The sequence below is a fragment of the Rhodococcus sp. AH-ZY2 genome (assembly GCF_030916465.1).
In the GTDB taxonomy this organism is placed as follows: domain Bacteria; phylum Actinomycetota; class Actinomycetes; order Mycobacteriales; family Mycobacteriaceae; genus Rhodococcus; species Rhodococcus ruber.
On sequence record NZ_CP126458.1, the window covers coordinates 4,774,931 to 4,789,484 of the forward strand.

15 protein-coding genes are annotated in these 14,554 nt (G+C 69.5%); 6 read left to right on the plus strand and 9 right to left on the minus strand.

Annotation, left to right across the window (positions count from 1 at the left end; genetic code table 11):
- Positions 1-377: 377 nt before the first annotated feature.
- Positions 378-800: a DUF5318 domain-containing protein gene (locus QNA09_RS22960; protein WP_048771266.1), complete on the minus strand. Its 423-nt coding sequence runs from the start codon at positions 798-800 to the stop codon at positions 378-380.
- A 94-nt stretch (positions 801-894) separates the two neighbouring features.
- Here QNA09_RS22960 and QNA09_RS22965 point away from each other — a divergent pair, with 94 nt between their 5' ends.
- The 5 genes from QNA09_RS22965 to QNA09_RS22985 all read left to right on the plus strand — a co-directional run bounded on the left by QNA09_RS22965 (position 895) and on the right by QNA09_RS22985 (position 4,862).
- The gene (locus tag QNA09_RS22965; RefSeq protein ID WP_010596257.1) at positions 895-1,710 is read left to right on the plus strand and encodes a DUF1707 domain-containing protein; all 816 of its coding nucleotides are present in this window, start codon (positions 895-897) and stop codon (positions 1,708-1,710) included.
- 23 nt (positions 1,711-1,733) lie between these two features.
- Positions 1,734-2,555, plus strand: coding sequence for a DUF1707 domain-containing protein (locus tag QNA09_RS22970; RefSeq protein WP_119700205.1), 822 nt, complete (start codon positions 1,734-1,736; stop codon positions 2,553-2,555).
- The gene (locus QNA09_RS22975) at positions 2,552-3,103 is read left to right on the plus strand and encodes a hypothetical protein (RefSeq protein WP_228287134.1); all 552 of its coding nucleotides are present in this window, start codon (positions 2,552-2,554) and stop codon (positions 3,101-3,103) included. Before QNA09_RS22970 ends, QNA09_RS22975 begins: the two co-directional genes overlap by 4 nt.
- Positions 3,104-3,223: 120 nt before the next feature.
- Positions 3,224-3,781 (plus strand): PadR family transcriptional regulator, encoded by a 558-nt coding sequence (locus QNA09_RS22980; protein ID WP_010596260.1) that lies wholly within the window; start codon positions 3,224-3,226, stop codon positions 3,779-3,781.
- The gene (locus tag QNA09_RS22985; protein ID WP_010596261.1) at positions 3,774-4,862 is read left to right on the plus strand and encodes an inositol-3-phosphate synthase; all 1,089 of its coding nucleotides are present in this window, start codon (positions 3,774-3,776) and stop codon (positions 4,860-4,862) included. Before QNA09_RS22980 ends, QNA09_RS22985 begins: the two co-directional genes overlap by 8 nt.
- A gap of 236 nt (positions 4,863-5,098) precedes the next feature.
- On the opposite strand, the gene QNA09_RS22990 is transcribed toward QNA09_RS22985, so the two are convergent.
- Genes QNA09_RS22990 through QNA09_RS23000 form a run of 3 tightly spaced genes read right to left on the minus strand, consistent with a single transcriptional unit; the run spans position 5,099 to position 8,165 of the window.
- The gene (locus tag QNA09_RS22990) at positions 5,099-5,851 is read right to left on the minus strand and encodes an SDR family oxidoreductase (RefSeq protein ID WP_119700206.1); all 753 of its coding nucleotides are present in this window, start codon (positions 5,849-5,851) and stop codon (positions 5,099-5,101) included.
- Positions 5,848-6,918 (minus strand): phosphotransferase family protein, encoded by a 1,071-nt coding sequence (locus tag QNA09_RS22995; protein ID WP_010596263.1) that lies wholly within the window; start codon positions 6,916-6,918, stop codon positions 5,848-5,850. Before QNA09_RS22995 ends, QNA09_RS22990 begins: the two co-directional genes overlap by 4 nt.
- Complete coding sequence (locus QNA09_RS23000; RefSeq protein WP_119700207.1) at positions 6,915-8,165, minus strand: acyl-CoA dehydrogenase family protein; 1,251 nt, start codon at positions 8,163-8,165, stop codon at positions 6,915-6,917. The genes QNA09_RS22995 and QNA09_RS23000 overlap by 4 nt, the downstream gene beginning before the upstream one ends.
- 82 nt (positions 8,166-8,247) lie before the next feature.
- Here QNA09_RS23000 and QNA09_RS23005 point away from each other — a divergent pair, with 82 nt between their 5' ends.
- Complete coding sequence (locus QNA09_RS23005; protein WP_017681641.1) at positions 8,248-8,904, plus strand: TetR/AcrR family transcriptional regulator; 657 nt, start codon at positions 8,248-8,250, stop codon at positions 8,902-8,904.
- Here the strand turns inward: QNA09_RS23005 and QNA09_RS23010 are convergent.
- The 5 genes from QNA09_RS23010 to QNA09_RS23030 form a co-directional block, all read right to left on the minus strand.
- A complete protein-coding gene (locus QNA09_RS23010) occupies positions 8,807-10,948 on the minus strand; it encodes a transglycosylase domain-containing protein (protein ID WP_010596266.1) in 2,142 nt (713 codons plus the stop codon). The two genes, QNA09_RS23005 and QNA09_RS23010, sit on opposite strands and share 98 nt — an antisense overlap.
- 170 nt (positions 10,949-11,118) lie before the next feature.
- Positions 11,119-11,316, minus strand: coding sequence for a hypothetical protein (locus tag QNA09_RS23015; RefSeq protein WP_010596267.1), 198 nt, complete (start codon positions 11,314-11,316; stop codon positions 11,119-11,121).
- On the minus strand, positions 11,313-12,164 hold the full coding sequence (locus QNA09_RS23020; RefSeq protein ID WP_010596268.1) for a carbohydrate ABC transporter permease: 852 nt from the start codon (positions 12,162-12,164) through the stop codon (positions 11,313-11,315). The genes QNA09_RS23015 and QNA09_RS23020 overlap by 4 nt, the downstream gene beginning before the upstream one ends.
- Positions 12,161-13,243, minus strand: a complete 1,083-nt coding sequence (locus tag QNA09_RS23025) for a carbohydrate ABC transporter permease (protein ID WP_040272965.1) — start codon at positions 13,241-13,243, stop codon at positions 12,161-12,163. Before QNA09_RS23025 ends, QNA09_RS23020 begins: the two co-directional genes overlap by 4 nt.
- 14 nt (positions 13,244-13,257) lie before the next feature.
- On the minus strand, positions 13,258-14,535 hold the full coding sequence (locus QNA09_RS23030; protein WP_010596270.1) for an ABC transporter substrate-binding protein: 1,278 nt from the start codon (positions 14,533-14,535) through the stop codon (positions 13,258-13,260).
- Positions 14,536-14,554: the final 19 nt, after the last annotated feature.

The window sequence follows — 14,554 nt, forward strand, 5'->3', positions numbered from 1 at the left end:
TCCCTGCGGCGGGGGCATCCGCCGTTCGGCGGGCGGCGGCCCGCCGGGACCGCGCTGCGGTGGGGGACCCCCCACAGGTCCCGGTCGCCGCGGCGGCGGGGGACCTGCCGGTCCGTTCCCGTGCGGCGGCATCGGCCGGTCGCCCTGCGGGTCGTTGTGGGGGGAACTCACGTACTCATCTCCAACCGGTAGCGCGGACGCGCGGCACGCGTCCTCGTTTCACGTCTGCAGACTTCGGTCTCGTCGGGCAGCGCGCGTTCGGGCAGTGCAATGTTTCGGGCAGTGCAGTGTTCTCGGGCAGTGCAGTGTTTTCGGGCAGTGCAGTGTCACCCGGGGACCTCACCGGGCGCGGCGGTTCAGCAGGGGTCGCGCACGGCTCACTCGCTCGCGGTGCGGCGGCTCTGGCCGGTCGACCTGCGGCGGGGCCGCTTCGGCGCGGGTTCCGCCCCCAGGACATAGGACTGGACGAGGTGGTTCCAGCTGCACGTGCGGCACACCTCGACCACGTGGACGGAGAACTCCTCCTGGCTGGCGGCCAGGCGGACCAGTTCCTCCGCGGTGCGGGCCGACCCGGACACCGGACCGAGCTTGTCGCCGAACACCCACGACACGAGTGTCAGCTGCTCCTTGCGGCAGATCGGGCAGACCACGTCACTGCCGCGGCCGTGGAACTTGGCGGCACGGAGCAGGTAGGGGCTGGCGTCGCACACCTCCGAGACGCCGGTCCGTCCCGAGTAGACCTGAGCGAGCAGCGACCTGCGCTGCAGCGCGTAGTCCACCACCTGCCGCTGTATCCGCACGGGTCCAGAGTACGTGCGGACGGCACGCGGGTGGGCAGGGTGTGGGCCGCGTGACTGTGCGACGCGCCCATATCGGACGTTCTACGCTGCCCGGATGGTGAGCCGACACACGCCGCGAACGCGGGCACGCGACATCGACCGGGCGCAGGCCTGCGGCCGCCTCGACACCGCCTACGCCGACGGTCAGCTCGACTTCGGGGAACACCGGGACCGGACGGCCCGGGCCATGTCCGCGAAGACGCTGGGCGAGCTCGCGGACCTGGTCCGGGACCTGCAGCCACCCGAGAATCCGGCGGTCCCGTCTTCGGCCCGGCGGCCCGGGCTGCGCCGGATCGTGGCGGTGGCCGTCGCGGTGGCGGCCGCGGTGGCCGGCGCGGTGCTGCTGCTGTCGGCGGGTCCGGCGCCGGAGCCCGCGGCCGTGCGGGAGCAGCCCGCCGCACCGGTGGCAGTTCCCGGCGACGGCGTCGACCCGATCGTGGTGACTCCGGTGCGGCCGCTCGAACCCGGCGGATTCGAGGGGGTTCTCGCGTCGGTGCGGGACCGCTTCGGTGACACGGTCGTGTATCGGCTGGTCCTCCGTCCGGATCGGGCTCACATCGAACGGGCGCTGCCGGACGACCCCGGCCGGATCGCCACGTACAGCTACGCGGGCGGGGCGCTACGGGCCCAACCGGTGACGACGCAGCGCCTCCCCGGCTACCGCGATGTCGACCTCGGCGGGGTCGACCCCGGGGCCCTGACCACCCGGATCGCCGAAGCCCCCGCGCTGGTCGGACTGCCCGACGGCGCGGTCTCGCACGTCTCGTTCGCCCACGACGGCACGCCGACGGCGAACATCTACGTCGAGTCCGGCGACCGCACCCGATACGTGAAGGTTCTGTTCGACGGCACCGTGCAGCGCGTGTTCTGAACTGCATCGTTACGATCTCCCGCATGATCGGCCGCCGTTCGCCTTCCACCAGGGCACGCGACGTCGATCGGGCGGCGGTCCGGGCGCGTCTCGACGCGGCGTACGCGGACGGGCAGCTCACCGGTCCCGAACACGAGGCCCGGGATGCGCGTGCCGACGTCGCCGGCACGCTCGGCGAACTGGACGAGCTGGTCGCCGACCTGCAGGCGAGTTCGGACGTCGCCGCGACGGCACGGGTCCGCGCGCGCGGTCCCGGGGTGTTCACCGCGGTCGTGGTGGCGTCGGCCGTGGCGGCAGGGGTGGCGACGTTCTCCTGGGTACGCGTCGATGCACCGTCCGCGCCGCTGGGGCCGGCGCTCGATCCGGCAGCGCTGCGGCCCGTCGTGGTGCCGACGCCGAGCCCGGTGACGCGGGCCGGCCTCGAGCAGTTCCGAGCCGACCACCTGGCGGCGTTCGGGGACACGCTGGTCGACGAGGTGGACTTCTTCGAGCAACATGCGCGCGTCACCCGTTCCGTGCCCGGCAGCCCGGACCGCATGGTGTCGTACACCTACCGCGGCGGTTTCGACGCGGACGACGTGCCCCGCACCCGCGCCGTGGACACCGCGGTGGTCGACCTGGCGACGTTGGACGTCGACGCCCTCGCGGGGTACGTCGCGGGGGCGCCGCAGAGTGTCGGCGTACCGGACGGCACGGTCGGCCACATCTCCGTCGACGTGTCGTACGGCCAGCCGTCGGTGCGCATATTCGTGAGCAATACGGCTCGCGAGACCGGTTTTCTCGAGGTGACGCCGCAGGGCGAGCTGATCGAACTGCACCGGTTCGAGAACCGGGGAACCCGGTGAGGACTCGTCGAGTGGTGGTCGCGGCGACCGCGGTCGCGGCAGGGGCTGTGACGGGGGCGCTGGCGGGACTGGCCGCGAACGCGGCGGACGGACCGCCGCCGCCACCGGAGTTGACGTCGCCGCAGGGACTGGCCCGGTTCGTGGAGGAGTACCGGGCCGAGTTCGGCGACACGCTCGTCGACGACGTGACGCTGTTCCCGGAGCACGCGTCGTTCGACCGGGCGGTCGCCGACGAACCGCACCGGTATCTCTCGTACACCTTCGACGGCGAGTTCGCCTCGTGGAGCAGTCCGCACACCCGGCCGTCGGATGCGGTGGCCTTCGATCTGGCAGGCCTCGACCTGGTCGCGGTGTCGCAGGTGATCCTCGGCGCTCCAGCGACCCTGCGGGTGCCCGACGGCCGGGTCGAGCAGGTCGGTTTCGACGTCGACGACGCGGGCCGGGCGACGGTCGCGGTCCACGCGCGGCGTCCGGGCACCGATCAGGGCGGGCACCTGGTGCTGGCGTTCGACGGTACGCCGATCGCGGTGTTTCCCTACGAGCCCTGAGGAAAATTACCGCTACCCGTTGTTACATGCACTGCTGTCGGTTATCGTCCTATATATCGGTGCGATATAATCGGTGATCGCATCACTCGGATAGTTCGACGACACGGTGGAGGAGGCCTCTTGCTCGAGCTGGCAATTCTCGGGCTGCTCCTCGAGTCGCCCATGCACGGCTACGAGCTCCGCAAACGACTGACCGGGCTGCTCGGCGCGTTCCGCGCCTTCTCCTACGGTTCCCTCTATCCGACGCTGCGACGGATGCAGGCCGACGGACTCATCGAGGAGGACGCAGGACCACCCGGCACCGTCAAGCGACGAGCGCGTCGCGTGTACCAGCTCACCCCGGAGGGGCGCAAGCGCTTCTCCGAGCTGGTGGCCGACACCGGTCCGCAGAACTACACCGACGACGGTTTCGGCGTGCACCTCGCCTTCTTCAGCCGCACCCCCGCCGAGGCGCGGATGCGGATCCTCGAGGGCAGGCGCCGCCAGGTCGAGGAGCGCAGGGAAGGGCTCCGCGACGCAATCGGACGGGCCAGCGGGACGTTGGATCGCTACACCCGTCAGCTTCATCAGCTCGGCCTCGAGTCCAGTGAGCGCGAGGTCCGCTGGCTCAACGAACTGATCGCCGCCGAGCAGTCGACAGCACAACGCAACACAGAAGGAGAACCCGACCATGGGTGAGAACAGCACCTCGGTGCGCGTGGCCATTGTAGGCGTGGGGAACTGTGCCTCGTCCCTGGTCCAGGGCGTCGAGTACTACAAGGACGCGGAAGCGAACACGACCGTTCCCGGCCTGATGCACGTCGAGTTCGGCCCGTACCACGTGCGCGACGTCCAGTTCGTCGCGGCATTCGACGTGGATGCGAAGAAGGTCGGCTTCGATCTCTCCGAGGCGATCTTCGCCAGCGAGAACAACACCATCAAGATCGCCGACGTTCCGCCGAGCGGCGTCACCGTCCAGCGTGGCCACACCCTCGACGGCATCGGCAAGTACTACGCCGAGACCATCGAGCTCTCCGAGGCCGAGCCCGTGGACGTCGTCCAGGCGCTGAAGGACGCGAAGGTCGACGTGCTCGTGTCCTACCTCCCCGTCGGGTCCGAAGAGGCCGACAAGTTCTACGCCCAGTGCTGCATCGATGCCGGTGTCGCGTTCGTCAACGCGCTGCCCGTGTTCATCGCCTCCGACCCGGAATGGGCCGCCAAGTTCACCGACGCCGGTGTCCCGATCGTCGGCGACGACATCAAGTCGCAGGTCGGCGCCACCATCACCCACCGCGTCATGGCGAAGCTGTTCGAGGACCGCGGTGTGCAGCTCGACCGCACCATGCAGCTCAACGTCGGCGGCAACATGGACTTCAAGAACATGCTCGAGCGTGAGCGTCTCGAGTCGAAGAAGATTTCCAAGACCCAGGCCGTCACCTCCAACCTCAAGAAGGAGATGGGCACCAACGACGTCCACATCGGCCCGTCCGACCACGTCGGCTGGCTCGACGACCGCAAGTGGGCGTACGTCCGCCTCGAGGGCCGCGCCTTCGGCGACGTGCCGCTGAACCTCGAGTACAAGCTCGAGGTGTGGGACTCGCCCAACTCGGCCGGCATCATCATCGACGCGATCCGCGCCGCGAAGATCGCCAAGGACCGCGGCATCGGCGGCCCCGTCCTGCCGGCGTCCGCCTACCTGATGAAGTCCCCGCCGGTCCAGATGGCCGACGACAAGGCCCGCACCGAGCTCGAGGCCTTCATCATCGGCGCCGACGCCTGATCCGTAGCGTCACAACACCCCTCGCGGGTGGTGGCCGAATGTCACATCGCGTCGATTCGATCGACCGAATGTGACATTCGGCCACACTGCGTCGTACGGCCACACTGCGTCGTACGGCCACACTGCGTCGTACGGCCACACTGCGTCGTACGGCCACACTGCGTCGTACGGCCACACTGCGTCGTACGGCCACACTGCGTCGTACGGCCACACACGCGTCCACACACGTTGCGTCGTCAGACCATCCGGCTGACGACGGACAGCGGCAGTACCTTCATCGCATAGGCGAGCGGTGTCCACGGCCAGGCCGGGACGTACGCCTTGTGCGGTTCCTTCTCGATCGCGGCGGCCAGTGCGCGGCACCCGGTCTCGGTGTCGACGATGAACGGCACGTCCTTCACCTTCTCGTTGATCTCCGAGCGGATGAACCCGGGGAAGATCGTGCTCACCCGGATGCCCGTGCGCGCCAGGTCCGCACGCATTCCCTCGCCGAGCGCCGCGACGGCGGCCTTCGACGCCGCGTACGTCGTGAGATTGCGCGGCATCCCGCGCACCGCACTCACCGACGAGATGAGCACCACGTGACCGGCATTGCGGGGGCGCATGAGCTCGAGGGCGGCCTCGCTCTGTGCCAGCGCACCGAGGAAATTGGTGTTCGCCGTCTGCACGTTGGCACGGAAGTAGCCCGTGCCCAAGGGCTGCCCCTTGCCCAGGCCCGCATTGACGACGACGCGGTCGAGGCCGCCGAGTTCGTCGTCGAACTCCCGGAAGACGGTGAACACGTCCTCGTGCCGGTCCACGTCGAGCCGCCGCACCGCGACGGTGATACCCGGATGCTGCGCGAGCAGTTCGTCGCGCAGCTCCTCGAGCCGCTCGGTCCGTCGCGCCGCGAGGGCGAGGTTGCGCCCCCGCGCGGCGAACTCGCGGGCCATGCCGGCGCCGAGGCCGGAGCTCGCGCCGGTGATGAGAATGTTCCTCCGCGTGCTCATGCGCGTCCCGCCTCGATGTCGTCGATCAGCGTGTTGCATCGCGAGTCCAGATAGCCCACGATCACCCAGAAGTCCTTGAACGCCGGGTTGGTGGTCTGCCCGTGGTGGTAGCGGTAGTAGATCTGCTGCGCGATCACCGCGAGCCGGAACAGGCCGAAGACCTCGTAGAAGCCCCAGTTGTCCACGGCCAGACCGGTCTTGCTCGAGTAGTAGTCGACGATCTCGCGGCGGGTGAGCATGCCCGGCAGGTCCGACGGCTGCCGCTTGGTGGCGAGCAGCATCGGATCGTCGTCGGCCTGCACCCAGTAGGCGAGGGAGGATCCGAGGTCCATGAGCGGATCGCCGACGGTGGCCAGTTCCCAGTCCAGCACCGCGACGGGCTGCAGCGGGTCGTTCTCGTCGAGCACCACGTTGTCGAGCCGGAAGTCGCCGTGGATGACGGCCGAGGCCACGTCGGCGGGCTGGGTGTCGTTCAGCCACTTCGTGACCCGGGCGAAGTCCGGAACGTTCTCGGTGCGCGCCTTCTCGTAGCGCGCAGTCCAGCCCGACACCTGGCGCGCGACGTATCCGGAGCCGCGGCTGAATTCGCTCAGCCCCGTGGACGCGGGGTCGACGCCGTGCAGCTCGACGAGCAGGTCGACGATCCGCAGGCACAGGGTGCGGGTGCGCTCGGGGGTCAGGGCGAGTTCGGCCGGGGGGTTCGCCCGCAGGATCGTCCCCGGCACCCGTTCCATCACGTAGAAGTCGCTGCCGAGCACGCTGTGGTCGGTGCACAGGCCCACCATGCGCGGCACGTACCGGTATGCGGGCGCGAGCAGCGACTGGATGCGGTACTCGCGGACCATGTCGTGACCGGAGGACGGCTTGGCCCCCACCGGCGGTCGGCGCAGCACGAGGTCCCGGTCGGGGTAACGCAGTAGATAGGTGAGATTCGATGCGCCACCGGAGAACTGGTGCACCTCCGGGATTCCGGCGATGCCGGCGTGCTCGCCGAGCCAGGCCGCGACGGCCGCGACGTCGAAGGCGTCCTCGTCACGGACGGCGCGGGCATTGTCGGGAATTGTCACTTGCGACCCTCCGGGTTGGTGTACTTGCCGAGTTCGAAGCGGGCCACCAGTCCCTGGTGCACCTCGTCGGGGCCGTCGGCCAGGCGCAGCGCCCGCGCGGCCGTCCAGGCACCGGCGAGCGGGAAGTCGTCCGAAAGACCGGCGCCGCCGTGGATCTGGATGGCGAAGTCGACCACCTGCTGGACGACGCGCGGGGTGGCGACCTTGATCTCGGAGACGGCGGAGCGGGCGCCGGCAAGGCCCTGGGTGTCGAGCAGCCAGGCGGTGTGCAGCACGAGCAGCCGCAGCTGGTTGATCGCGATGCGGGCGTCGGCGATGCGTTCGCGGTTGCCGCCGAGGTTGACCAGGGGCTTGCCGAACGCGACGCGGTCGAGGCCGCGCCGGCAGGCGAGTTCGAGGGCGTGTTCGGCGAGCCCGATCAGACGCATGCAGTGGTGGACGCGGCCGGGACCGAGCCGGCCCTGGGCGATTTCGAATCCGCGGCCGGGTCCGGCGATGATCGCGTCGAGCGGCAGGCGCACGTCGGTGAACGACACCTCGCCGTGTCCGCCGGGCTCGTCGTAGAAGCCCATCGTGGACAGCATCCGTTCGACCTTCACCCCGGGGGTGTCGATCGGCACCAGCACCATCGAGTGCTGCTGATGCTTGGGCGCCTGGGGATCGGTGAGCCCCATGAAGATCAGGATCTTGCAGTCGGGACTGCCGATGCCCGTGCTCCACCACTTGCGTCCGTTGAGCACCACCTCGTCGCCCTCGACGAGGGCGGTGGCGGCCATGTTCGTCGCGTCCGAGGACGCGACCCCGGGTTCGGTCATGCAGAACGCCGAGCGGATCTCGCCGTCGAGCAGGGGGCGCAGCCAGCGTTCCTTCTGTTCGGGGCTGCCGTAGTGGTACAGCACCTCCATGTTGCCGGTGTCCGGGGCGTCGCAGTTGAAGATCGCGGACCGGAACGGGGAACGACCCATCTCCTCCGCGAGGGACGCGTACTCGACGTTCGTCAGCCCGGCTCCGAGTTCGGCGTCGGGGAGGAAGAGGTTCCACAGGCCCTGGGCGCGGGCCTTGCGCTGCAGTTCGCGGAACTCGTCGGGTACCGACCACGTCGCCGTGCCCGAACTGTCGCCGCGCGCCGCGAAGGGGGCGATCCGTTCCCGCCGCAGCGTCTCCTCGACGGGCACCACCTCGGTGGCGACGAAGTGGCGCAGCCGCTCGAGGTAGTCGCGCGAGCGTTCCGACTGACCGAAATCCATGAGGCCTCCGTAGCTCTAACTGAGCAATGCTTAGTTAGACTAGCCGGGCGCGCAGCACACCATCAAGAGGGAGGGACCATCCGTGAGCACCGAGAAGCGGCGGCGCCTTCCTCCGGAAGAGCGCAAACGCCAGCTCGTCGCCATCGGCCTGCAGGAACTGGCCACCCGCCCGATCCACGCCCTGTCCGTCGACCGGGTCGCCGAGATCGCCGGCATCTCCCGCGGCCTGCTGTTCCGCTACTTCCCCACCAAACAGGACTTCTACGTCGCGGTCGTGGCCGCGGCCGCTCGGCGCCTGCTGCGGGCGGCGGTCCCCGATCCCGACGACACCGACCCGCTGCGCGCGGTGGTGCAGCCGTTCGTGGCGTTCATCGACCGGCACGGCCGGCACTACCAGGCGTTCTTCCACGGCGGGTTCGGCGCCGATCCGCAGATCCGGACCATCCACGAGAACATGCGGAACACGATGGTCGAACGCACCGTCGCCGCGATCGGCGTCGCGCCCACACCGCTCGTCACCATGCAGCTGCGGGGGTGGTGGTCGCTGGTCGAGTCCATGGCGATGGACCGGCTCGACGAGCCGTCGGTGTCGGTCGACGACGTCGTCGACTGTGTGACAGCCGCGCTCGCGGCGTGGTGTCCTACCCCGGGATCTGGATCGTCACGCCCGGCAGCACCTCGATCTGCTGCGGCACCTGGATCTCCGGTGGCAGTTCCACCGGAGGCGCCGGGATCGTGATCGGCGGCAGCTCCGGCAGCTGCAGCTGGGGCAGCTGCACCGGGGCCGGGACGTTGTTCGACGGGGCTGTGACCCCGGTGTCGACGGGGACACCTGCCTGCCCCCCGATCGGATCGGGCCACGGGAAGCTCTCGACCTCGGTGCCCTCGAGAGCGCCGTCCATCGTGCCCTTCCAGATGTCCGACGGCAGCATCGAACCGTAGATCGACCCGCCCCAGCTGTTCGTGATGGCGGTGCCGTCCGGCGTGCCGACCCACACCGCCGTGGACAGCGACGGGGTGTACCCGACCATCCAGGCATCCTTGTTCAGGCCGGTGTCGCCGAGCTGGGTGGTGCCGGTCTTGGCCGCCGACGGCCGCCCCCCGGCGAGCGCGTGTCCGCGCGAGTACGCGGCGATCGGCTGCATGGCCTGCGTGACGTTGTCCGCGACGGCCGGATCGAGGCGCTGCTCGCCCGGCGACGCGGGCCGGTCCAGCAGCACCTCGCCCTCGGCGTTGACGACGCGCTGCACGAAGTAGGGCTGGTGGTAGGTCCCCGACGCGGCGAGCGTGGCATATGCCGACGCCATGTCGATCACCCGCGACTGGTACTGGCCCAGCACGATGCCGCCCTCCGGCGCGCCGCCGTTGTGGCTGAGCGTGCGGCCGTCGACGCCGGGGATCTCGAGCGGGATGCCGGCCTCGTGAGCGGCGTCCGCGATCTTCTGCGGCCCGTTCTCCATGGCCATCATCAGCCGGTAGAAGCTGGTGTTCAGCGACCGCTTGAGCGCCTCGGCGATGGTGCACACCCCGCACGATTCGCCCTCGACGTTGCCGATCTCGAGATTGCCGACGGTCAGCGGGGCGCTGCTGAACCGGGCGTTCAGGCCGATGCCGTCCTTCAGCGCCGCGACGAGGCCGAACACCTTGAACGCGGAGCCGGTCTGCACCGGGGCCTGCGCGAAGTCGAACCCGGCGCCCTCCTCGCCGCCGTAGTACGCCCGCACCGCGCCGGAGCGCGGGTCGATCGACACGACGGCCGTGCGCAGGTTCGCCGGTTCCCCCTCGAGGGTCTCGCGCGCCGAATCGATCGCCGCCTGCTGCGCCCGCGGGTCGATCGTCGTCGTGATCTGCAGGCCCTCGGTGCTGAGCACCTGGCCGCTGATCCCCGCCGCCTCGAGCTCACGGATCACCTGGGTACGCAGCAGCCCCTCCGGGCCGGTGGCCGCGTCCGCCTGCGTCGCCTGCGCGGCCGGCACCGTCGGCGGGAACTCCTGGGCGTCGCGTTCGGCGGTGTCGAGCTCGCCCATCTCGACCATGCCGTCGAGGACGTAGTTCCAGCGCGCCTCGATCGCCGGCCGGTTGAACTCGGGGTCGAGCGCCGACGGCGTCTGGATCACCCCGGCGAGCACGGCGCCCTCGGCGACCGACAGCTCACCGACCGGCTTGCCGAAGTACGCCTGCGCGGCGGCGGCGATGCCGTAGGCGCCGCGGCCGAAGTAGATGGTGTTCAGGTATGCCTGCAGGATCTCGTCCTTGGACCACTGCCTGGCCATCTTCGTCGAGATCACCAGTTCCCGCATCTTGCGGGTGACGGTCCGGTCGGCGCCGACGAGCACGTTCTTCACGTACTGCTGGGTGATGGTGGAGCCGCCGCCGGCGGTCTCCTTGCCGAGCACGTTGTCGCGGGCCGCGCGGGCGAATCCGCTCACCGAGAAGCCCGGGTTGCTGTAGAAGTTGCGGTCCTCGGCCGAGAGCACGGCGTTGCGCACGTGCTCCGGGATCTCCGCCAGGTCGACCTCGACACGGTTGCCCTCGGGTGGCACGATCCGGCTCAGCTCGGTGGTACCGTCCGCGGCGTAGACGGTCGCGACCTGGTTGGTCTTCATGTCCGACGGGCGGGGCACGTCCGTGGACAGGTACGCCACCGCGAACATCAACGCCGGCACGAGCACCAGAACGGCCACCACGGCGAGCGCGAGGTTGCCGACGATGCGCCACCGCCGCGCTTTCGCAGCGGCGGTGGGTTTTCTGTGCTGGGGGTTCGGCGGGGTCGTAGAACTCACACGTACCACTTTCTCGGATGGATCCGGGTCCGACGAAATAATCGCACCCTCTCGATCGCATGGTACGGAGTTCTGTCCCGATGTGACGGGGACCGCAGGCCGCGCAGACCCGTCCCGGCCCGCGGGCCGGGACGGAGAAACCGCCCCCGGCCTGCGGCGATACGCCGGCCTCAGGAACCTGCGCGCCGCCAGGCCCGGAACGTCAGCCCCCACGCCACCACGCACGCGAGCAGCAGCAGCGACGGGACCACCCCGGGCGTGGCGGACAGCAAACCGGCGACCGCGCCGACCAGCGTCAGCAGCGTGACCATCGTCAGGAACCCGAGCAGCAGCTCGAGCCGCTGCCGGCGCGACGGCCGTCGGCTCACGACTTGACGCCGCCGGCGGTCAGGCCCGCGATGATGCGACGCTGGAAGATCAGCACCATCACCACCAGCGGCACCATCACCAGGGTGCCGCCCGCCATGATCGACGCATACGGGGTGACGTACGGGTCGGTTCCGGTGAAGCGGGCCATCGCCACCGTCACCGGGGCGGTCTTCTCGGTCGACAGCTGCGACATGAGCAGGAACTCGTTGACGGTCGCGATGAACGCGAGGATCGCGGTGGTGAACAACGCGGGCGCCGCGAGCGGCAGCATGATCATCCGGAATGCCTGGCCCCGGCTGGCGCCGTCCATGCGGGCGGCCTCCTCGAGCTCCCACGGCAACTCGGAGAAGAACGAGGTCAGGGTGTAAATCGTCAGCGGCAGCACGAACGAGATGTTCGGGATGATCAGGGCCTGGTACGTGCCGATCCAGTCCAGGTCGGTGAACAGCTGGAACAGCGGCGTCACCAGCGCGACGACGGGGAACATCGACGCACCGAGGATGATGCCGGTGACGAAGTACTTGCCGCGGAAGTCGTACCGCGACAGGGCGTAGGCGGTGAACACACCGACCAGCAGCGCGATCGCGGTGGTGGCCCCGGCGATGATCACACTGTTGACCAGCGCCCGGGAGAAGTTGACCTTCGCCGACGGATCCAGGGCATCCGCGAAGTTCTGCAGCGTCGGATTCGACGGCCACAGCGTGGTGCTGAACGTGTCGGCCGGGTCGCGCAGCGCCGTGACGATCATCCAGTAGCACGGGGCCAGGCCCCACACGACGATGAGCGCGACGCCGACATAGGTGCCGATACTGCCGCGCAGTGCCTTGCCGGTGCCCGGTCGGCTCATGCCGGGGTCCCCTTCCGCTGTTCTTCCTGCGTGCGCACCGCGTTGGCACCGAGGAACCGGACCAGGACGAACGCGACCGCGAAGATGATGAGGAACGTGATCGTGGACAGGGCCGACGCGGAGTTCGCGCCCTGCCGCATCTGGTCGACCACCAGCACCGAGATGGTCGAGGTGGCCGGGTTGGAGCCCATCATGATGGCGGGCAGGTCGTACATGCGCAGCGCGTCCATCGTGCGGAACAGGATCGCGACCATGAGCGCGGGCTTGACCAGCGGCAGCGTGATCTGGGTGAACCGCTGCCAGGCGGTGGCACCGTCGACCTTCGCGGCCTCGTACACGTCCGACGGGATCATCTGCAGCCCGGCCAGGATGAGCAGCGCCATGAACGGCGCGGTCTTCCACACGTCGGCGACGATGATCGCGAAGCGCGCGGGCCACGGGTCGGCGGTCCACAGGATCTCGGTGCCGAGGATCTGGTTGGCGATGCCGTCGTTGGCGAAGATGAAGAACCACAGCTTGGCGGTGACCGCCGTCGGGATCGCCCACGGCACGAGCACGGACGCGCGCAGCAGGCCGCGCCCGCGGAACGACTTCGCCATCACCAGCGCCATCGCGAACCCGATGACCGTCTCGAGCGCCACCGTCACCACGGTGAAGAAGAAGGTGTTGCCGACCGAACCCCAGAACTGCGAGCCGAGGGTGCCCGGTGGGCACGGGATCGAGCCCGTCGCGGTGCCGCAGGTCTGCGTGATCCACCGGACGTAGTTCTCGACTCCGACGAAGCCGCCGGTGACGAACCGGCCCGTCTCGGGGTCGAGCTTCTTCGCGTCGCCGTGCAGCGACATCCACACCGCCCGGCCGAGCGGATACAGGATGACGACGGCCAGCACGACCAGCGTCGGCGCGACGAACGCCCATACCGGGATCCGCCGGCGCGGCTTCACGGCCGCGACCGGCGGCTCGGGGGGTTCGGGGGCTCGGTGCCGGCCGCCCCCACGGCCACGGTCGGGACCGAGCACTGCGGTCCCGACCGTGGTGGGGGGCGACTGATCCGCGGGCTCGACCTGCGGCTTCGCCATGTACTACTCCTGCATCAGTTGCCGGCGGTCTCGATGCCGGCGCGGGTGTCCGCGAGCGCCTGATCGACCGTCTTCTCACCGCGGATCGCCGCGTAGGCGTTGTCACGGATGGCCTTGGAGACCTGCGAGTAGTACGGGGTGACCGGACGCGGCTGCGCGTTGGCCAGGGATTCCTTCAGGGTCGCGAAGTACGGGTACTGCTCGAGGATCTGCGGGTCGTCGTAGACCTCCTCGAGGACCGGCGCGCCGCCGGCCTCGGCGTAGTAGGTCTGCGACTTACGCGTCTGCATGAACTCGAGGAAGTCGCGGGCGGTCGCCGGCGCGTCGGAGAACGCGCTGATGCCGACGTTGTAGCCGCCCAGCGTGGAGGCGCCGGGGCCGTCCACGCCCGGCAGCACGGCGATGCCGTAGCGGCCGGCGACCGACGAGGACTCACCGTCGGTGAAGAAGCCCGGCCAGGTCCGCATGAACAGGGCGCGGCCCTCACCGAAGGCGTTCTGCGACTCGCCCTCGGTGTAGGTCTGTGCGGCTTCGGGGATGGTGCCGTCCTCGAACGAGTCGACGATGAACTGCAGGCCCTCGGCGGTCTTGTCGTCGATGGCCGGGGTGGTGCCGTCCTCGGCGACGAAGGACCCGCCGTAGGCGTTGACGATCTCGGAGACGTTGACCGTCAAGCCCTCGTAATTCTTGAACTGCCCGACGTAGCAGTCGATGCCCGCCTCCTGCGCCTTCGGGCACTGCTCCTTCAGCTCCGCCCACGTCTCGGGTGCGCGGTCGACCAGGTCCGTGCGGTAGTACAGGAACGCGCCGTTGGTGTTCTTCGGCGCCGCGTACAGGGTGCCGTTGTAGGTGGCCGAGTCGACCGTGGCGGGCAGCAGGCCGTCGGTCTCGATCGCGTAGTCGCCCTCGAGCGGCCGCAGCCAGCCGTTGGCCGCGAACTCGGCGGTGTTGGTGACGTCGACGGCGATGAGGTCGTACTCGTCGCTCTGGGCCTGCATGCGCTGGGTGATGTCGTCGCGCTGCTGGTCCGCTTCCTTGCCCAACGGCTTGAAGGTGACCTGCTCGTCCGGGTGCTCCGCGTTCCAGTCGGCGATGATGCTCTCGAGTGCCGTGTTCAGCGGATCCTGACCCTCGACGATCGTGATCGGCCCGCGGCCCTCACCGCCGGCGGCGGTGCCTCCTTCGCTGCCCGAATCCGAGCCACCGTCGGAGGAACAGGCTGTGAGCACCAGCATCGACGCGGCCGACGCCGCGACCGCTGCGCGGCGCATCGCCTTCGAGTTCAGAATCATGAATGACTCCCCGTTGAGA

Coding starts and splice junctions, on each gene's coding strand:
- QNA09_RS22990 (WP_119700206.1), bottom strand. CDS start 5,851: ATGAGCACGCGGAGGAACATTCTCATCACCGGCGCGAGCTCCGGCCTC.
- QNA09_RS23030 (WP_010596270.1), bottom strand. CDS start 14,535: ATGATTCTGAACTCGAAGGCGATGCGCCGCGCAGCGGTCGCGGCGTCG.
- QNA09_RS23020 (WP_010596268.1), bottom strand. CDS start 12,164: ATGAGCCGACCGGGCACCGGCAAGGCACTGCGCGGCAGTATCGGCACC.
- QNA09_RS23025 (WP_040272965.1), bottom strand. CDS start 13,243: ATGGCGAAGCCGCAGGTCGAGCCCGCGGATCAGTCGCCCCCCACCACG.
- QNA09_RS22985 (WP_010596261.1), top strand. CDS start 3,774: ATGGGTGAGAACAGCACCTCGGTGCGCGTGGCCATTGTAGGCGTGGGG.
- QNA09_RS22965 (WP_010596257.1), top strand. CDS start 895: ATGGTGAGCCGACACACGCCGCGAACGCGGGCACGCGACATCGACCGG.
- QNA09_RS23000 (WP_119700207.1), bottom strand. CDS start 8,165: ATGGATTTCGGTCAGTCGGAACGCTCGCGCGACTACCTCGAGCGGCTG.
- QNA09_RS22970 (WP_119700205.1), top strand. CDS start 1,734: ATGATCGGCCGCCGTTCGCCTTCCACCAGGGCACGCGACGTCGATCGG.